At 62.0% G+C, this 19,048-nt stretch carries 15 protein-coding genes and 1 CRISPR repeat array; of the genes, 9 read left to right on the forward strand and 6 right to left on the reverse strand.

The window, feature by feature from the left end; translation table 11 throughout:
- Positions 1-183: 183 nt before the first annotated feature.
- A complete protein-coding gene (locus AC6H1L_RS17760) occupies positions 184-801 on the reverse strand; it encodes a PadR family transcriptional regulator (RefSeq protein WP_497598803.1) in 618 nt (205 codons plus the stop codon).
- A 296-nt stretch (positions 802-1,097) separates the two neighbouring features.
- On the opposite strand from AC6H1L_RS17760, the gene AC6H1L_RS17765 reads away from it, so the two are divergent.
- The 6 genes from AC6H1L_RS17765 (at position 1,098) to murJ (ending at position 9,282) form a co-directional block, all read left to right on the forward strand.
- Positions 1,098-3,113 (forward strand): S9 family peptidase, encoded by a 2,016-nt coding sequence (locus AC6H1L_RS17765; RefSeq protein WP_497598804.1) that lies wholly within the window; start codon positions 1,098-1,100, stop codon positions 3,111-3,113.
- 508 nt (positions 3,114-3,621) lie between these two features.
- Complete coding sequence (locus AC6H1L_RS17770) at positions 3,622-4,389, forward strand: CAP domain-containing protein (RefSeq protein WP_497598805.1); 768 nt, start codon at positions 3,622-3,624, stop codon at positions 4,387-4,389.
- Between the two features lie 261 nt (positions 4,390-4,650).
- Entirely contained in the window at positions 4,651-6,048 is a 1,398-nt protein-coding gene (locus tag AC6H1L_RS17775; RefSeq protein ID WP_497598806.1) for a sensor histidine kinase, read from the forward strand.
- A 189-nt stretch (positions 6,049-6,237) separates the two neighbouring features.
- Positions 6,238-6,657, forward strand: coding sequence for a response regulator (locus tag AC6H1L_RS17780; protein WP_497598807.1), 420 nt, complete (start codon positions 6,238-6,240; stop codon positions 6,655-6,657).
- 513 nt (positions 6,658-7,170) lie between these two features.
- Positions 7,171-7,377: a KGG domain-containing protein gene (locus AC6H1L_RS17785; protein ID WP_297166151.1), complete on the forward strand. Its 207-nt coding sequence runs from the start codon at positions 7,171-7,173 to the stop codon at positions 7,375-7,377.
- A 372-nt stretch (positions 7,378-7,749) separates the two neighbouring features.
- A complete protein-coding gene (gene murJ / locus AC6H1L_RS17790) occupies positions 7,750-9,282 on the forward strand; it encodes a murein biosynthesis integral membrane protein MurJ (RefSeq protein WP_497598808.1) in 1,533 nt (510 codons plus the stop codon).
- Positions 9,283-9,940: 658 nt separating this feature from the next.
- Positions 9,941-12,334: direct repeats of the CRISPR family, unit length 37 nt; unit sequence GTTGCAGAGGGGACGATCCGCTAGAGGATACTGAAAG.
- Positions 12,335-12,645: 311 nt separating this feature from the next.
- Here murJ and AC6H1L_RS17795 read toward each other — a convergent pair.
- Genes AC6H1L_RS17795 through AC6H1L_RS17805 form a run of 3 tightly spaced genes read right to left on the reverse strand, consistent with a single transcriptional unit; the run spans position 12,646 to position 14,246 of the window.
- Entirely contained in the window at positions 12,646-13,755 is a 1,110-nt protein-coding gene (locus AC6H1L_RS17795) for a helix-turn-helix domain-containing protein (protein WP_497598809.1), read from the reverse strand.
- Positions 13,706-13,987, reverse strand: a complete 282-nt coding sequence (locus AC6H1L_RS17800; RefSeq protein ID WP_497598810.1) for a hypothetical protein — start codon at positions 13,985-13,987, stop codon at positions 13,706-13,708. Before AC6H1L_RS17800 ends, AC6H1L_RS17795 begins: the two co-directional genes overlap by 50 nt.
- Positions 13,971-14,246: a hypothetical protein gene (locus tag AC6H1L_RS17805; protein ID WP_497598811.1), complete on the reverse strand. Its 276-nt coding sequence runs from the start codon at positions 14,244-14,246 to the stop codon at positions 13,971-13,973. Before AC6H1L_RS17805 ends, AC6H1L_RS17800 begins: the two co-directional genes overlap by 17 nt.
- A 434-nt stretch (positions 14,247-14,680) precedes the next feature.
- On the opposite strand from AC6H1L_RS17805, the gene AC6H1L_RS17810 reads away from it, so the two are divergent.
- Positions 14,681-14,917, forward strand: a complete 237-nt coding sequence (locus tag AC6H1L_RS17810; RefSeq protein WP_497598812.1) for a helix-turn-helix domain-containing protein — start codon at positions 14,681-14,683, stop codon at positions 14,915-14,917.
- A 196-nt stretch (positions 14,918-15,113) separates the two neighbouring features.
- Positions 15,114-15,350 carry a helix-turn-helix domain-containing protein gene (locus AC6H1L_RS17815; protein ID WP_497598813.1) on the forward strand — a complete coding sequence of 79 codons (237 nt, stop codon included), beginning with the start codon at positions 15,114-15,116 and terminating at the stop codon, positions 15,348-15,350.
- Between the two features lie 102 nt (positions 15,351-15,452).
- Here the strand turns inward: AC6H1L_RS17815 and AC6H1L_RS17820 are convergent, their stop codons facing one another.
- Together AC6H1L_RS17820 and AC6H1L_RS17825 are read right to left on the reverse strand one after the other, a co-directional pair.
- Positions 15,453-16,424, reverse strand: a complete 972-nt coding sequence (locus AC6H1L_RS17820; protein WP_497598814.1) for a uroporphyrinogen decarboxylase family protein — start codon at positions 16,422-16,424, stop codon at positions 15,453-15,455.
- Positions 16,425-16,603: 179 nt separating this feature from the next.
- The gene (locus AC6H1L_RS17825; protein WP_497598815.1) at positions 16,604-17,761 is read right to left on the reverse strand and encodes a hypothetical protein; all 1,158 of its coding nucleotides are present in this window, start codon (positions 17,759-17,761) and stop codon (positions 16,604-16,606) included.
- Positions 17,762-18,032: 271 nt separating this feature from the next.
- Here AC6H1L_RS17825 and AC6H1L_RS17830 point away from each other — a divergent pair, with 271 nt between their 5' ends.
- On the forward strand, positions 18,033-19,025 hold the full coding sequence (locus AC6H1L_RS17830) for a sigma-70 family RNA polymerase sigma factor (protein ID WP_497598816.1): 993 nt from the start codon (positions 18,033-18,035) through the stop codon (positions 19,023-19,025).
- Positions 19,026-19,048: the final 23 nt, after the last annotated feature.

The following is a 19,048-nucleotide window of genomic DNA, read 5'->3' on the forward strand; positions in this document are numbered from 1 at the left end:
GCCTGGGCTGCGGCTGCGCGGGGCGAAGGCTGCGCTGGCTGTAGTCTCCGCGAGGTTCCGCTCAGGGGTCTGGCTCGGGGAGGTGGTGGTCTGGGCGATCGCGGGGATGGATGTTCTGGTGAGCGGGCGATCGGCTGCTGCCCGGCTGCTGCTGCGCACGGGTGGGGCTGCGGCGCGGCGGCGCTAGTCGCTTTGTGGGGCCAGGCCCTGCCCGCTGGCGGCGGCGGCTTCTTCCTGCCTGGCCTGACTCTGTAGAGCGCTCTCGCGCAGTCGTTTGACCCAGCGCAATTCAAGTTTCCAGTGCTCAATACGGTGATAGAAGGTGTTCAGCTTGTTTTCTAGACGCTCGGAGGGCCAGGGGGCTGGACTGTTGGCAAATTTGTTTAGGATTTCTTCCGCTTTGGCATAGAGGTGCTGGATGTGGGCTTCGCAGTAGTTGATGTAGTGCTCGATTAAGTGCAGGCGCTCGGCTGGGGTGAGGAATTCAAAACCTTCGACTTTATGGGCAAAGATTTCGCGGTATTCTCCCAGGTTGGAAGTGGTGTCCATCATGAGCTGATGAAAACGCTGGCGCCCGGCTTCGGTGATGCGATAGACGCGCGTTTGTCGGTCGCTCTGCTGGCCGCTGCCGCTCTGTTCGACCTGGATGAGTCCTTGCTGCTCTAGCTTGGCCAGCAGTGGATAGAGCCGGCCATGACTGAGGGCGGCATAGGGGCCGATCATGTCGTTGATGACTTTGGCGATGAGGTAGCCGTGGGCCGGCCCGCGCATCAGCATGAGCAGGATGAGGAGTTCGTACATGTTCAGGTACCTCGACGGCTCGGGTGGGTTCTGGTTCTCCTTTCCCTTATAATAGCAGACAACGCCTCCTTCTTGACAGAGCCGCTCTCTTGCTGACGGCTGGCCGTCTGCCTGTGATGGACGGCTCTGCGGCGAGAACAACGCTGCCCCGCCTGGTGGTGCGTGCGCTTTGCGTTTCCTGTAGATGGCAAGGGCAGCGCTCGGCCCGGCCAGCGCAAGAATGTCTGACGCGCCAGGCGGGCTGAGAAGCGAGGCGACAGGTGCATCGGAGAAGGGAAGAAAGGAGCAAGCAGCCCGTGAGCAACGAAGCTTTTCTGTCTGTGTCCTCTGCCGGTCAAACTGAGCGGGTGCCGCGCTCGCGGCGTCTGGTCGGCCCGGGGGAGACCGCGCGCCTGCGCTGGCTGGAGGAGTATGATCTATCGTCCGATGGGCGCCGCGTGGCCTTTGTGGTGCGCGAACCGGTGCCCGGTCAGTCATGTCCGCTGCGACGGATCTGGCTGCTGGAGATCGGCGAAGAGGGCGGCGAAGCTGCGAGTGAGCCGCGCCCGCTCTCTGCCGGCCTGGATATGGGTGAGCAGTATTGTCCACGCTGGTCGCCCGATGGGCGCCGGCTCGCCTTTCTGGCGAAGAGCAGCCCCGGAGGCAACGATGACAAAGAGCGGCTGGCCCTCTTTGTGATGGCGGCTGAGGGCGGGCCAGCCCGCCGCCTCTGTATGTTGCCGGGCGGCATGAGTGACCTCGCCTGGTCCCCGGATGGCTCGCGCCTGGCCTTCCTCGGCTATGAGCAGCCGAAGCCGGAGGATGACCCGCGCGTCTTTGGGCACGAGGCCGAGCGCTGCCAGCGCTTGTGGACGGTCTATCTCGATGAGGGTCTGCCTCGCCCGGTAACGCCCCAGGGCCTGGCCATTTGGGAATATGCCTGGTCTCCAGATGGCCGTCGCTTCGCTGTCTATTTCTCTGAAGGGCCAGAATTGACAACCTGGTACCGCGGCCAGATCGGCCTTGTCGAGGCCGAAGGCGGCCCGCTGCAACAGCTCACCCACCTGGAGCACCAGGCCAGCGGCCTGACCTGGTCGCCGGATGGGAGGCGCATCGCTTTCGTCTCAGGCGAGTGGAGCGATGTGATCCGCGGAGCCGGCGATCTCTTCGTGCTCTCTCTGGAGCGTGGCGAGAGCCGTAACTTGACTCCCAACGCCGACATCAGTGTGGCCTGGTGTCGCTGGTTCCCCGACGGGCAGCACCTGCTCTACACCGCCTGGTGCGAGCTGAGCCAGCAGATCGGCATCCTGGATGAGGCGAGCGGCAGGCGCCAGGTCGTAGAGGCTGATGTGGTGCTGCGAGAGGGCTGGCCCGGCCTCGCGACTACCCCGGATCTGCGTCGCCTGCTGACAACGCGCACTTCGCCTGAGCAGCCGCTTGATCTCTATTGCGCCGAGCTGCAAGAGGCTCCAGCAGGGGACCAGGGAGAGGCCCTGCGACCCGGCCTGAGCTGGCGGCGCCTGACACGCCTGAATCCGCTGGCCGAGGAGACCTGGCTCTTGCCACGGAGCGAGCGCCTCAGCTATCGCGGCGCAGATGACTGGCAGATCGCGGCGCTCTTTACGCCGCCACTGGTGCGCCGCGACCAGGGGGCGCCGCCGCTGGTGGTCTGGGTGCACGGCGGCCCAACTGGGGCTTTCCTGGCGGGCTTTGAGGCCGGCTGGAGCCTGTTGCTGGCCTCCGCTGGCTATGCGGTGCTGCGCCCCAATGTGCGCGGCAGCCTGGGGCGCGGCCGGGCCTTCGCGGAGGCTGTGGTCGGCGATATGGGTGGCAAGGATCTACAGGATGTGTTGCAGGGCATCGATGCGCTGGCGGCTCGCGGGCTGGTCGATGGCCAGCGCGTGGCCATCGTCGGCTGGAGCTACGGCGGCTTCCTGGCGGCCTGGGCCGTGACTCAGGCTCGTCGCTTTCGGGCGGCAGTCATGGGCGCCGGGATCTGCGATTGGCATGGCTTCCACGCTCAGACGAATATTCCTGACTTCGATAGGCGCTTTCTGCAGGCCGATCCGCTGACTCAAGCGGAGATCTACCGCGCACGCTCGCCGCTGACCTACGCGGCTCGGGTGACAACCCCGACCCTGATTCTGCATGGCGCCGAGGACGACTGCGTACCGGTCAGCCAGGCCTACGCCTTCTATCGCGCCCTGCGCGAGTGCAATGTACCCGCCGAGTTGGTGATCTATCCGCGCGAGGGGCATGGCCTGCGCGAGCTGGCCCACCTGCGCGATCGCGAAGAGCGTATACTGAGCTGGCTCAACCGCTATCTCTGGTAGGAAGACAGGCGGCTGCCGCTCGGAGGTGTGGTCGGTAGAGGGGTGGTCTTGTGCTTCCAGGCCGGATAAGGCCGCCTCTCGCCGCTCGCCAGCGCAGATGACGCCCGCTCGCCGGAGGCGGGCAGATGGCGCCCGGCTCAGCTCCGTTGCCGCTGCAAACCTGCCAGGTCGCCGCTTGCGTCTCGTCGCGGTCCCGGCCCGGCGCTCGCTCTGGGCCTCCGCTCCGCTCACAGGGCCGCTCGCCCGGTAGAGCGCTGAGAGCGAGCCGCCGCCAGGTAAAGCCAGTTGCTGACCTGCTTGCGCTGCTGCCGCGCGAATGATCTGATGCTTCATGGCCTTCTCCTGGCTCTCGCCCGAAAGTACCACTTCTCGCTTGCTCTGCTGCTCGACTGCTGCTGACCATGCTACACTGTTCCCTGGCGATCGACAAAGCAAGAACAGGGATAGAGCGTCGAAGCGAGCGCGTAGTGAAGAAAGGAGCGGAGCGAGAGCCATGAGTCCGAGCCGCATGCGTCGCGCACACCTCAGCCTCATCCTGGCCCTCTGTCTCCTGGCCTTCTGTGTGGCCTGTGGGAACGCTGGCGGGTCGCACGGGTCACAGCAGGGGACGTCTCCAACGACCCGCACCGTGGGCGATGCCTTTGGCAATCTGGAGCAGCATCCCAGGCCGACGAGCATTGTCATCCCCAGTCAGCGCGCTACCCCCACGCCGACGCCAACCCCGGCTACGCAGACCAGCACCAGTAACGCGCATGTCTGTGGCGCGACCGCCCCCGCGACGGGTGGCGCCGTCCCCGCCGCCTCTGCGATTGCCTCCACGGGCAAGGGCAGCGCTCCTTACGGGCAGCCGCCAGCTCTGACCGCTGAGGAGATCATGCTGACTCAGAAGCTCTTTCAGCAGATCAATCAGGATCGGGCCGCCTGCGGTCTGCCTCCCTTTGTCTGGAATACGACGCTCTCGGGTGGCGCCCGCCTGCATAGTTGGAATATGTATCATTGCGGTTTCAGCCATACCTGTCCTGATGGCCTGCCACAGTGTACGCGCATCGCTAACGAGGGCTTTACTTTCAGCGACTGCGGCGAGAATATTGGCCTGGCCGGCCCCTATCCGACGCCCTGGGGCGGCGCCTATAGCATTCAGGCAAGCATGGCCAATGAGCCGGCAACGGGCTGGCACCACATTCATCTCTTCAGCACGACGCTCCATCAGATCGGGATCGGCGTCTATGTGGCCCCTAACGGCTGGATCTGGTTCACCGAGGATATGATCAGCTAGGTGATCATCGGAAGAGAGACGGGCCATAGCGCGGGCCAGCGCAAACGGGAGAGAAGACGACGCCGGCCCATCTCTCGGCCTTGCTGCTCGCTGTACTCGCTCTGCTCATGCTCTGCGCCACTACCACGGCTGCCAGCGACGCCCGCGGGGGCAAGGCCTCCGCGAGGAAGCGGCTCGACGGGCACCCCGCTTGTTGTGAGGGAGCATATACTAAAAGGGAAACTCTGGGAGTCACGTGGTGTAAGCGGGAGGGAAGGTAGCATGACAGCCGATGGAGATGTGCAGGTGCTGGCCTGGCGCGTGGCCCAGCGAGCGCGCGAGCTGGTCGATTGTCAGGCGGCAGGCCTGCTGCTCGGGTGCCCCGATGAGTCGGTCCGTCATCCCCTGCTCGATCTCTTTGTCCCCGTCTCTGCCGGCTATGTCGGCTGCTATGGCTGCAGTCAGGAGACGCTGCGGGCGCTGTTGCGCTATGAGCAGGTGCGCGCGCTGCTGGATATTGCCGCTCAGAGCGGGCGCGTGCACTGGTGCGAGGCTGGCCCGGCTCTGCGCCACGCTCTGGCCATCGGTAGTGTGGCGGCGGCGCCGCTGGAGCGCCCGGCGGGTGTGCTGGGCAGCCTGCTGCTCTTCGATGAGCGGCCCACAGCCTTCGCGGCGGGCGAAAGTCGGCTGCTGACGGCCCTCCTCTCGCGGCTGGCTCGCGAGCTGGAGCAGCACTTGCGCCGCCTCTCGCAGTCCGCTCGCTCTCCTGCCCCGTCAGAGGAGCTGCCCGCACGGCCTCGCCTGGCACTGGCGCGCTTGCCCTCGGGAGAGGGCGGCGCCGGCCCCGCTGGGAGACGGCTCTGCCCGGCCTCGCCCTCGGAACTGGATCAGTTGAAGTATGAGTTTATTTCAATGGTCAGCCATGAGCTGCGGACACCGTTGACGGCGATTAAGGGCTATGCCAGCTTGCTCCAGGCCTATGGTCCGGCGGGCCAGGGACGCAAGGGCGGCGATGGTTTGCCGGAGGAACTCCAGCGCCATTATCTTGAGGTGATTATGGAGCAGGTCAGTCATTTGGAGGCCCTGGCCGGCGATTTGCTCGATGTGTCGCGCATTCATGCCAACCATCTCGCGCTGCGCTGCGCCCCGCTGGATATCGCTACCCTCTGTCGCCGCTCCGTTGAGTTGATCCGCCAGCGCGTCGAACGCGAGACACCCGGCAAGTATGCCTTTCGCTGCCGCTTTGGTGAGCCGCTTCCTCCCGTCTGGGCCGATGCCGACCGCGTGCAGCAGGTGCTGACAAATTTGCTGGAAAATGCAGTGAAATATTCTCCGGCCGGGGGCGTGATCTCCCTTGAGGCTTCCGTCCTGCGCGATCAGCAGGCCGGCGCGGGCGCGAGCGCGAGTGCGAGCGCGATGATGCAGATTAGTGTCTGCGATCAGGGGATCGGCATCGCGCCCGAACAGCAGGCGCGCCTCTTCCGACCCTTTAGCCGCCTGGAGCAGCCAGGCAGTGGGTGTATGCCAGGTGTGGGCCTGGGCCTCTATATTACGCGCCGCCTGGTCGAGGCGATGGGCGGACGTATCCAGTTGCGCAGCCGCGCCGGCGAGGGGACACGCGTGACCTTTACGCTGCCGCTGGCCACGGCTCTGCCCGAGGCGGCTGGCCGCGCGGGTTAGCTCCTTCGCTTAGCGCCCGCTCCCCGCGTTCCGGGCACCGGTCTGCCGCTCCCCGGCAAGGCGCCGGGCCGGCCAGTGAGGCGCGTTTTCAGGCTCGCTGTGGCCGCGACCCCTACTTGCGAAATATAGTCCAGTTTGATATAGTGTGGCTGGAATGATAGTGAGACTCAACAAGGTAGGGACGAGGCCATGCATATCAGCCTGTTAGAAGATGATTCCGCCATTCAGGAGATGCTCCTGCTCGTCTTGCAGGACGAGGGCTATAGCGTCACGATTTACCCTACTGCTGAGGAATGCCTGAATGCGCTCCGGGGTGCCGCGCAGAATCAGGCCCCCTCGCCCGATCTCCTGATCGTTGACTGGCGCTTGCCCGGGCTGGTCTCCGGGATTGAGGTGATCCAACAGGTCCGCAGTCTCCCTCAGTATCGCTCGCTCCCCATTATCTTGACGACCGCTGCCACCCTGACCGAGCCCGAGGATGCCGAGGTGCAGGGGTTGCAGGTCCAGCTCCTTGAGAAGCCTTTTGCTATCGATGAGATGGTGCGCTTGATCCGCGATCTGACCCAGCGGCCACAGCATCAGAGTTCTTCCGAGCATCAGGCCTCGTAATCGAGCAGAAAGGAACGTATCGCCCAATTGGTGCGCCGGCGTCGGCGCGTCCCCAGACCAAGATCAGATCTGCAATGTAGGCCCAAGCTCGCTTGATCCTGCGCTGATTGTGCCTGTGTGCGTGCGTGCGTGCATGCCTGTGCTCCCGTCTGCGCTTTTTGTGCGCTGTCGGTCAAGCAACCAATCTGTCAGGCGGTCTGCCGGCCCGCCTGGCGCCGACCAGGGCTGAGCGGGCTGGCCCCCGGCGCTCAGCGGTCGGTCTTCGGTTGACATGCTCTGGCTAACCTTAAAGAAAGCTGAAACTTTTTGGTAGAGGCGTATTGTTGACTTGTTCTTCTCCCCATGTGCCTGTTATCCTAACAGTAGGGAATGCACCCCGACTGCTACAAGGCAGGAGGCACGCCAGCCTGTCGCAGCGGGTTCGCTGCGGTTGGCGCTTGCGTGTCGGTAACAGCAACTTTTCTAGCGCTTGAACGCAGAAGACGAAGAAAAGAAGAAGAAGGAGAGCACAGCATGCAAAATCAGAAAGGTCGTGGTCGTGGTTTCGCTTCCATGAGCCCGGAGAAGAAGCGCGAGATTGCCAGCAAGGGCGGTAAGGCGGCCCATGCGCTGGGCACGGCGCATAAGTGGACCAGCGAGGAGGCCCAGGCCGCCGGTCGTAAGGGCGGCTCGATCAGTCGGCGGCGCCCGAAGAGCGCTCAGACGCAGGCTCAGGCGTAGGTAGGCTCACGCTTCTGGGTATGGCCTCGTGCGCCACGCGCGCTCTGGTGTGGTGAAGGCTGCACGGGGCTATCTGCGGTCTTGCTTACTTACTTCTCGGTGTTTCTTGTTCGTTAACTCTGGTTTCTTTCCCAGGTAACGCTACAGAGGCTGGCCGTTCTCCCACACGGACAGCCTTTTTTTTGTGGGGTGCTGGCCCGGACCAGGACCGCCCTGCTCGCGCGCGGGCGAGGACTGGGAGTACTTTTTTGAGGGAGCGGTGTCTGCTCGCGCGCGGGGGCTGGTATAATCTTCTCTGTACGCCAGAGCAGAGGCGATGGACGAGAATTTGCTGTCGAGAAGGAGGCTCCCATTCCTGAGCGAGCACCACGTTTGATTGATCCGACGACGGGTATTGCGGCGAGCGAGGCGCCGGCGCTGGCTGATCCGGGGCTGGCTGGGGGGGAGGCCGAGGAGGAGGAGGAGACGGAACGGGGCTGGTCGCTGTGGGGGCTGCGCTTGCCGTTCAGTCTGGCTGGCCTGCGCCCGGGTCGGGGCCTGACTGTGCGCCGCTTCTCGGTGATGGAGGCGGCGCTGTTGTTGATGCTGGGTATTTTGGCGTCGAAGGGGCTGGGGGTGGTGCGCCAGGCGCTCTTTAATGCCCTCTTCGGGACGGGGCCGGAGGCTAATGCCTATTATGCGGCCTATCGCTTGCCCGATACGCTGTTTAATCTGGTGGCCGGCGGGGCGCTGACGCAGGCCTTTATTCCGGTCTTTGTGGCTTATCAGCGGCGGGGCGATCAGCGCGAAGCCTGGTATCTGGCCAGTCTGGTCTTTAATGTCTTGCTGGTGGCGCTGACGGTCTTGCTGCTGCTGGGCTGTTTGCTGGCGCCGGCCTTTGTGGTTCATATTTTGGTGCCGGGCTATCCGCCGGCGGTGCAGGAGCTGACGATCCGTCTGACGCGCATTATGTTGATTCAGCCGCTGTTGCTGGGCCTGGGGACGATTGTGACGGCGATTTTGAGTAGTCGTGAGCAGTTTTTGCTGCCGGCGCTGGCGACGGCGGTCTATAATGTGGGCTTGATTGCTGGCTTGCTGGTGGCGCTGGCCGTGCCGGGGGTGGGCATTTACGGGCCGACGCTGGGGGTCTTGCTGGCGGCGGCGCTGCAGATTGTGGTCCAGCTTCCGGCCCTCTGGCAGCAGGGGGGCCGCTATGTCTTCGCCTGGAATCTGCGCTATCCTGGCTTGCGCGAGGTGATGGCGCTCTTTGTGCCGAGTATGCTGGCGGTGGCGGTGGCCTATGCGAGTTCGATTCTGGAGACGACGGTGACGTCGTTTCTGCCGGATCTGGCGAGTCTGGCGGCTCTGCATAATGCCTATATGTTGTTTTATTTGCCGGTGTCGCTGATTGCGCAGGCTATCGGTCAGGCGGCGCTGCCTCGCATGGCGCGCCTGGAGCTGGAGGGCCGCTATGGCCGTTTGCGTCGCCTCTTTGGGCAGGTGATTGGTTCGTCGCTGGCGCTGAGTTTGTTGTCGGCTCTGGCTTTGGGGGCGCTGGGGCTGTTGGTGATCGATTTGCTCTTCCGCCACGGGGCTTTTGATGATCATTCGGCCTGGTTGACGAATCTGGCGCTATTCGGGTATGTGGTGGGCTTGCCGGGGGTCTGCGTCGGGGATGTGGTGGCGCGCAGTTTTTATGCGCTCAAGGATGCACGGACGCCGCTGCTGACGAATGTTTTTGCGTTGTTGACGCGGGTGGGGCTGATGGTGGGGCTGTTTGTCTGGCTGTCGGGCGAACAGCGGATTCTGGCGGTGTCGCTGAGTCTGTCAGGTTCGGCGTCGGCGGAGGCGCTGCTGTTGTGCCTGGTGCTGTGGGGACGGCTGCGCCGGCGCCAGCGTGGGCAGGAGGTGGCGTGCCAGGGCTGATGAGGCGACGGCGCGCCCCTGCCCTGCTCTCTCGTGTTCTGCTCTCTTCTCCGGTCGATTCTGCCGCGCCGGTGCGCCTGGGCGGGTCCCTGGTTGGGGCGGTTGTCTGGCCCTGACGGGGTCGGCGGCGGCTGGTGTGCTCCTCTCTCCTGGCTCTGGCCAGGTTTTTTTCTGCTTCCCGTTTCCTGTTCTGCTTTTTTCCTCGGGGCGTCGCTCTCCCGCTGTGGCGCGCCGAACGGCCTGGCCGTTGGTGCGGCGCGGCTGGGAGCGGTGATCGCGACGGCGGTGGGGGCTGGTCCGTGCCTGGTGAGGCGGGGCCGGACGCAATGAGGGTGGTGGGCCGAACCCCCCTTTGTCATGGCCTTTGTGAGGGCCTCTTTCGAAACTCTCCTCGGGTCACTGGGGAGGACCCTCGGAATCTGGCCCGAATGGGCCGGTTTCATGCCCGTTTTGCAGGTAAAGGATGATAGTTTCTATTGGTGCTTTCTCGAAACTCGCCCCTTGCGCGCTGCAGAAAACGAGTTTCGAGAAAGGTCGTGATACGATAGATTTTTGGACCCGGGGGAGGGAAAAAACGAGGCGCTCAGATGCCAAAAATGGGGCCTCGATCGTTATAGAATATGAAAGAAGTATCCCGACCCCCCTCGCGCCGGCTGCGGTTGCAGAGGGGACGATCCGCTAGAGGATACTGAAAGCCGATGAGCGACCGCGACGAGCTTGCGCGTCTGTTTCGTTGCAGAGGGGACGATCCGCTAGAGGATACTGAAAGTTTCCCCACGCGCCGTTCTCAATGTCCACGCATTGTATGTTGCAGAGGGGACGATCCGCTAGAGGATACTGAAAGTTTCCCCACGCGCCGTTCTCAATGTCCACGCATTGTATGTTGCAGAGGGGACGATCCGCTAGAGGATACTGAAAGTTGCAAAATCTGCTCTTGGTAGATAATCAAATCATAGTTGCAGAGGGGACGATCCGCTAGAGGATACTGAAAGATCCGTGAAGTACGGCGTGTATCAAGAGTACGGAAGTTGCAGAGGGGACGATCCGCTAGAGGATACTGAAAGACAGCAAACCGGTGGAAACGACATGACGACACATGACGAGGTTGCAGAGGGGACGATCCGCTAGAGGATACTGAAAGACGCTCTCCGAAGAGATACGCCGTCCCGGTGGCAAGCGTTGCAGAGGGGACGATCCGCTAGAGGATACTGAAAGCAAAAAATCTTATGTTTCTCGTATGTCGTATCGTAATGTTGCAGAGGGGACGATCCGCTAGAGGATACTGAAAGTGAACAGCCGGAGCGCATCAAGCTACTCAACGGACAAAGTTGCAGAGGGGACGATCCGCTAGAGGATACTGAAAGGTTCCTCCGCTTTCGCGGTCAATCTCCGCGCTGAGTTGCAGAGGGGACGATCCGCTAGAGGATACTGAAAGCCTAGTTTCCACCGGCCCAGTGCATTGGGCTAACTGTTGCAGAGGGGACGATCCGCTAGAGGATACTGAAAGTATAACCTGTACAGCTCGACGGCTGGTCAGTTACCGTGTTGCAGAGGGGACGATCCGCTAGAGGATACTGAAAGTTTTACGAGTACATTCAGTCAGATGAGTTTTTTTAATGTTGCAGAGGGGACGATCCGCTAGAGGATACTGAAAGTTCATATAAAGAACAATCCACTCTCAACGTCACCGGCTGTTGCAGAGGGGACGATCCGCTAGAGGATACTGAAAGCCGCACAAGTGTTCAACACTGGACACCTGTGCGGTTGTGTTGCAGAGGGGACGATCCGCTAGAGGATACTGAAAGTCCCCCGAGGGGGGAGGGACTGGGATTAGAGGAGCTGTTGCAGAGGGGACGATCCGCTAGAGGATACTGAAAGGTTCCGGCATTGTTAGATTGCGCCGCACGCGTTTGAGTTGCAGAGGGGACGATCCGCTAGAGGATACTGAAAGGTTCCGGCATTGTTAGATTGCGCCGCACGCGTTTGAGTTGCAGAGGGGACGATCCGCTAGAGGATACTGAAAGGTTCCGGCATTGTTAGATTGCGCCGCACGCGTTTGAGTTGCAGAGGGGACGATCCGCTAGAGGATACTGAAAGGTTCCGGCATTGTTAGATTGCGCCGCACGCGTTTGAGTTGCAGAGGGGACGATCCGCTAGAGGATACTGAAAGGTTCCGGCATTGTTAGATTGCGCCGCACGCGTTTGAGTTGCAGAGGGGACGATCCGCTAGAGGATACTGAAAGGTTCCGGCATTGTTAGATTGCGCCGCACGCGTTTGAGTTGCAGAGGGGACGATCCGCTAGAGGATACTGAAAGGTTCCGGCATTGTTAGATTGCGCCGCACGCGTTTGAGTTGCAGAGGGGACGATCCGCTAGAGGATACTGAAAGGTTCCGGCATTGTTAGATTGCGCCGCACGCGTTTGAGTTGCAGAGGGGACGATCCGCTAGAGGATACTGAAAGGTTCCGGCATTGTTAGATTGCGCCGCACGCGTTTGAGTTGCAGAGGGGACGATCCGCTAGAGGATACTGAAAGGGCTGGTCAGATCCGCGCCTGGATGATCTCTATCAGCGTTGCAGAGGGGACGATCCGCTAGAGGATACTGAAAGACCATGAATTTCATCCTCAATCTGACGCCGGCGTCGCCGGTTGCAGAGGGGACGATCCGCTAGAGGATACTGAAAGATCAATACATCCTCCCCCCATATGCACATCATCTATGGTTGCAGAGGGGACGATCCGCTAGAGGATACTGAAAGACGTAGACCTCCCGCGCCCAGCGCTCAGCTACCTGGCGTTGCAGAGGAGGCGATCCGCCAGAGGGTGCTGAAAGAGTCAGATTTTTTTGCTGGGAAAAATCTGACCTCGGGTTGCAGAGGGGCCGATCCGCCAGAGGATGCTGAAAGAGTCAGATTTTTTTGCTGGGAAAAATCTGACCTCCGATTGCAGAGGAGGCGATCCGCCAGAGGATGCTGAAAGAGTCAGATTTTTTTGCTGGGAAAAATCTGACCTCCGGTTGCATAGGGGACAATCCGCTAGAGGATACTGAAAGATCCGAGGATACGGAAAGAAAGAAAGAGGAATAAAATGCTGAAAAAGAGGTACAATATAAAAAGAATAGTGTATTGCCCCGGGCATCGCCCCCCGACTAGCCCGGCGACAATACACTACATTCCTACAAAACGGCTCTTTCCTCCACTTTGACGGATACCAATCCCCCCCTCCACTCGCCCACATACCCATACCCACAAAAAACAAGAGGAGCCAGCTCGCGCCCCAGCTCCCGCTGAGAACACGCGCCGACTCCCCCCGCTCGGAACAAAGCGGAAACTCGGATCAGAGAGAGCTCGGTAAGCAAAGCAACTAGGGAAATGGTATCCTGCTCAAACGCTGGCTCCTCGCCCAGCGCCCCAGTCGCGCCGCTCCCGCCGAAACTGAGGTCGCCCCTCCCACGCTCAACGGTCGCACCCGCCCCCGCTCCGCCCGCCCTGCCTCAGCAGCTCCGTCCGCCTCCGCTCCCGCTGCCTCGCTGCCTCTCCTCCCACCTCTACCGCCACCCGGACCAGCGTCGCTCACGACTACACCGGCCACACTCCCCTGATCCTCTGTCACGTTGCCTGTACTAATGTCTCTCCCGATGTCTCTACCGACATCAGCCTCTACCAGAGACAGGCCCGAACCGGCGACAGCCGCAGCGTTGCCTGTACTAATGTCTCTCCCGATGTCTCTACCGACATCAGCCTCTACCAGGGACAGGCCCGAACCGGCGACAGCCGCAGCGTTGCCTGTACTAATGTCTCTCCCGATGTCTCTACCGACATCAGCCTCTACCAGGGACAGGCCCGAACCGGCGACAGCCGCAGCGTTGCCTGTACTAATGTCTCTCCCGATGTCTCTACCGACATCAGCCTCTACCAGGGACAGGCCCGAACCGGCGACAGCCGCAGCGTTGCCTGTACTAATGTCTCTCCCGATGTCTCTACCAGCACCGGCCAGGACCAGCGGCACCACAGGCGCCGGCTTCGCATCCCCCGTCGCGGCGCCTGTACCAACACCACTACTAACGCCTGTACCAGCGTCCGCACCAGCCTGGTCACCCGCCAGAGGAGGCAGCGGCACCTGACTCCCATACACAAAGAGCCGAAAGTCGCTCTCTGTGAGCACCCGCCAGGCCTGCCGCTGCAACTCCTCGCTGACGATAAAGCCCCCGACAACACCGATCTCCCCCAGACCACAACCCGCCAGCCGCTCGCGCAGAACAAGCAGCACTCGCCGCGCCTCCTCGCGCTTGACTGCCCCTCCTATCTCCATCAAGTAAACCGTGCGCAACGGCACCCCCGCCAATCGCGCCAGCTCAGACGCCGTGAGCCCGCCACAGCGCCGCCGCAGTTGGGCCACCGTCCACAGCGGCCCTCGCCCCACCTCACTCGCCCCGCGCGCCTGGCTCGCCGCTTCCGCTGCCACCGCTGTCATGACACAGGTACCTCCTGACACAGCGATCGTGTATCTCTAATACCGCCGTCAGCGCCCGCTCCGACCCCACGTAAAGGCTCAGCTCATGCCCCAGCTCCCCAATGTGCTGCATGCGCGCATTGATAAAGTCGTGTCGCGCATAACAGGCCAGCCCCGCTAGCCCCCGAAAGGCCGCTTCATAGGCCCTCTCGATCTGCTCTAACAGCCGCGCTACTTCACTCTCGGCCATCATCCTCCGTCCTTTCTCGCTCAGAGGCAACAGCCCGCAGCGCTCGCCGCTGCCGCTCATAGGCCGCCGCCATCTCCTCTTGCGCTCGCTCTAGCCCTATATGCGCGCTCAAGGCCTCCTCTAGCTCGGCCAGTCGCCCCATGCGCGCGTTGATAAAGTCGTGCCGCGCCCAGCAGGCCAGCCCCCTCAGCCCCCATAAGGCCGCCGCATACTCCTCCTCAATCTGCCGCCGCAGCCGCGCTACCTCACTCTCTGCCTTCACTCTCGTATTCTCCTTCCTGCCTCGTTTCCTTTCAATCCCAATGCCCTTCACCCGCTGATCAATCGCTGTGCCTTCCGTCGTCGCAGCTCAGCTCTCAATCTGGCTGCTCTTCTTCATTTTGTTGCCGGCTGTTCACTGCTATAAGCTTATCATAGAGAGCATACTCTAGTCAATATAGTATCTACATCATTGGGGGCATCGATATGTTAGCTGTCAGAAATGAAGGCAATTTGATCAGTAATTTGCCTCTCTCTTGGCTTGGCTACCTGTGGCTCTGGGCTTACCGCACTGGATATAGTCATTAAAGTTACTATAGTTTATATACAATAGTATTATAACATAACTTTAGAGAGATAACATTAGAAACGAGAATATAACGGGACTACCTCGCTTTCTAACCTCTTGTTATAGTAGGGAAAAAGCGAGGTCACCTGATGCTGCGCCTTCGCGTGAAGGAGGTTGCGGAAGCAAAAGGCATATCAAGAACTAAGCTTTCTCAGAGATCTGAGGTTAGCTACAACATCATCAAGGAGATCTTTCGCGATCCTTATCACGTGGTCACAACGGACACCTTGCAGCGCCTTGCCAGGGCTTTGCGCGTGCCTGTGACCGAGCTAATTGAAGATGTGCCTGAAGAGCAGTGGAGGCGTGAGACAGGGCAGGGAGATTAACAACTTGCCAGGTGTAGGCCAAAATATCTTATAGTCATAGCTGAAGAGGAACATCAGTTATGAGTAGCAAGGAAGGCCGCGTCAGGTTGGCAGTGCTCGAACATTCCCCGATGATGAGTAAGGCCATGATGATCTCAAAGGCTCTGTGGCGCTGCGCAATAGTAGAGAAGCTAATCAGCGAGGAGATAGAACAGAGATGTTACGCCTGCGCGTGAGGGAAGTGGCCGAGGCGAAGGGCGTGTCGATGAACAAGCTATCGCAGCGCTCCGAGATCAGCTATAACATCGTCAGGGCCCTCTTTCATAATCCCTACCACGTGATCAGGACCGACACCCTGGACCGGCTGGCGCTGGCCCTGGGGGTGCCGGTGACCGAACTCATAGAAGACGTCTCCGAAGAACAACGCCGGCGCGAGCTGGAGCAGATCGGCTGACCTCCCCGCGCCTGCCTGGCCGCTCGACCTGGCGGCGGCGGTGCCGCTCTGCTCCCAGGGGGATACTCTCAGCCCCAGGCCTGCACTCACGCCCGTCCCTTCTCACTGCGAGCGCGCCAACCCCGGCGTCTCCAGCAAGCGGCGTGCCAGATGCAGCCACTCCTCCGGCGTTTCATCCGGCACCGAACACCCATTCGCCAGAATCAAGCGCCGCGCATTCGTCTGCGAGATCGCCGACAACATCTCATTCTTCAGCTCCTCCTCGCTGCCGCGCGTCAGCGGCCCCCGCTCATGCAAACCGCCCATCAACGCCTTCGACGTCAACTGCAGCGCCTCACTCAAGCTCGGCCCCGTCAAACGATCGCTCCAACTCATCACCTGCACCGGATAATCCACAAAACTCTCAAAATAGACCTCATCCTCAGTCTGATCGGGATCGGCATGCACATGCACCACATTCAACCAGCCGCCCTGCGCCCCCTCCAGGGCCGCCAGATCGTACGGGCGACCCAACTCGCCGTACTCCTCGCGCGTAAAATCCGCCGTCGTCGCCCCCATGCACGAAAAGAAAATCCCGCTCGCCCCCGCCCGAATCAACTCGCCCATCAACAAGCGCAAATTGGCCGCGATCGTCTCCATTGCCCGGCGCGCCGCCTCCGGCTGAGCCCGGATCAGCGCCACCCCCTGACGCTTCCCGATCGCCCGCAGCACATACGTCAACGGACTAAACAGCGTCACGATCAGCGGATACTCCGGCCCCACCCGCTCGCGGATCGCCCGCACACACACCACCTGCTCACGAAAACTCGGCGTCGTCAGATCCAGGCGCGGATGTCCCGCCAGCTCCTCCAGGCGCGCCGACCCATCCGTCGGCAGCGGATACGGCAGATCCGGCATCACCTTAATAATATCCAGCGCGAACTTCTCCACAAAAAACTCCAGCGTCATCTGAGCCAGACGCTGGCCCGACCCCTCGGGCCGGAAATGATGCCAGAACACAAACGGCACGCGGTCCACCGCCTCCCCGGCCAGAGCCGCGCGCACCCGCTCATAAGGAGTCATCGTCTCAGCCATCGTCAACCGTCCTTCTTTCCTTCCTTCCTTTTTCTGCCGGCCTCCCACCTGTCGCCAGGCGAAGAGCGCAGACAACAGACAACCACTGGATTATATCACGCCCACCCGGCCCGGCCCGAGACGGCGCAGCAACAGCCCGGCGATGCAAGGCACGGCGACAGAGCAGCCCCGCAGCCACCTCACGGCCCGGCCGCCGGCCCCGACGAAGGCCACGGCCTGGCGATTGGCGTCGGAGCCGAAGCCGGCCCCAGCCTCAGCGCCAACCAGGTCCCCTGGCCCGTCTGCAGATCGCGCGCCAGCACAAAATGACGGCCCGGCGGCCACTGCGGCGCCAGACGCAGCGTTGCCGTAAAAGCGCCGGCCCCATCCGCCTCGACCAACAGCGGCCAGCCGCGCTCATCCACAAACGGCAACCGGCCATCCAACCAGAAACGCACCGGCGCAAAGGCACTAAAACCACTGCCCGCCACCCGCAGCCGCATCCCGGGCCGCAAAGGCTCCCCATCCCCGGCCAGCAACCACAAACGCAGCCCCGACGCCGGCGTCAGCGTCGGCGCCGCCATCCCATGCGCCGGAGCCGTGGCCCGACCCGCAGGCAGCCAGGCGCGCGAAACCGTCAACGGCCACCCCGGACCCAGCAGCATCCCCCAGGCCAGCGCCATCACCAGCCCCAACAGCACCGCCGTTCCCCCGAACCACAGCCCCCGCTCAGCCCGCGAGCGCCCGCGCGGCCAACTCGCCAGCGAAGGAAACGACGGCGGCGTCGGCGACCCACCAACAGCACCCACCTGGCGCAGCGGCAGCGTCGTCACCAGCGCCAGCCGCGCCCGTCGAGCCTCAGCCCGCGCCCGACGCTGTCCCGCCAGCCCCTCGCCCACAGCAGCCCCCGAGCGCACCCGCTCCACCCGCAGCAGCGGACGCGTTGGCAGCTCAGCCAGCCCCCGGCGGCGCGCCACCTCCGGCCCGCCCACCGAGAGCGCCGCCTCTCCCCCCGAAACCGCCCGCCCACCCGGTCTAGACGGGCGCCCGCGCCGCCAGAGAGGCGAGCGCCCAACCTCCCCACTGCGCACCTTCCCCCAAGAAACGGCCACCGCACGACCACAAAACCCACAGCGTCCCACCCCGGGACGCAGCACCCGCCCGCAGCGCACACACAGCCGAACGCGCGCCGCGGAAGAGACAACCTGCGAGCGACGGAAAACATGCATAACCGGGCCATCCACTTTCTCAAACCAGTCGAACGCAGCCCACCCGCCCGGACCCGCCTGCTGCCCCAGGCGCAGCAGCCAGCCAGCCAGCGAGCAAGACAAAGCAAAACAACGCCTCACCTTTCCCATCAACACAGAACCGGAACCAGCCGCCTTTTCGCGGAGCGCCAGGAGCACTGTGGAAAAATCCGCACCACCCTGAAAAAATTTACGGCAAGCCGGCACTATTGTGAGCACAAAAGCATGAAAAAATCGTCATAGACGCGCCTACTTCTATATTGGCACATTTCTTGCAAAGAAGAAAGATGGGGGGAAAGAGACCGAAAAAATTTCGGGTTTTGCCCCGGCAACCAATGAGTGGGAAGTGGTTATGAGAGGTAAAGGAGTCAGGAAAAAAGCTATGCCAACCAATGCGCGAAGAACATCGAGGAGCGCGCGCAAAGCGAAGCACGGATGTCACGAAGATCCCGTCCTGGCCTTCTACCAGGACGACGACGAACTCTTTCAAGACGACGACGACCTTGTCGCCGGAGACGAAGAAGGGCTAGAAGAAGAGGAAGAGGACGAGACCCTAGACAACGCCATCCGCAAATATCTAGGAGAGATCGGGCGCTACCCGCTACTGAGCGCCGAAGAAGAGATGGAGCTAGCGCGGCGCGTTGCCGAAGGGGACATCGAAGCTCAGCAACGGCTCGTCGAATCCAACCTGCGGCTTGTCGTCAGCATTGCCAAGCGCTACAACACGCAAGGCATCTCGCTGCTCGACCTGGTCCAAGAAGGCAACCTTGGCCTCATCCGCGCGGCCCAAAAATTCGACCCCTCGCGGGGCTTTCGCTTCAGCACGTATGCCACCTGGTGGATACGCCAGGCCATCAGCCGCGCGGTAGCCGAACACACGCGCACCATACACATCCCGGTGCACGTTGTCGAAATGATCTACAAGATCAAACGCATCACGCGCCACCTCTACCAGGAGCTGGGGCGTGATCCCGAAGCCGAAGAGATCGCGCGCGTGGCCCGACTCAGCAAAGAGCGCGTCGTCGAACTCCAGGGCATGGCCGAGAATCCCATTTCACTGGACGCGCCCCTGACCGACGACGAACCCTATCACCTGGCCGACACCCTGGAAGACACGCGCGCCACCGCTCCGGCGGAGGCCGTCACCCATCGGGCCTTACGCGACCAGATCGCCAGCGCCCTCGAACTCCTCAACCAACGTGAGCGACAAGTCATTGAAATGCGTTACGGCCTGGCCGACGGCTACTGTCACACCCTGGAAGAGCTAAGCGCGCACTTCAAACTGACGCGCGAACGCATCCGCCAAATCGAAGTCAAGGCATTACGTACCCTACGTCAGCCGATCCAGGCCCATCTTTTGCGCGACCTTGCCTGACAGGACGCAGGCAGCAACTTCAT

This window comes from Thermogemmatispora argillosa (assembly GCF_059696725.1).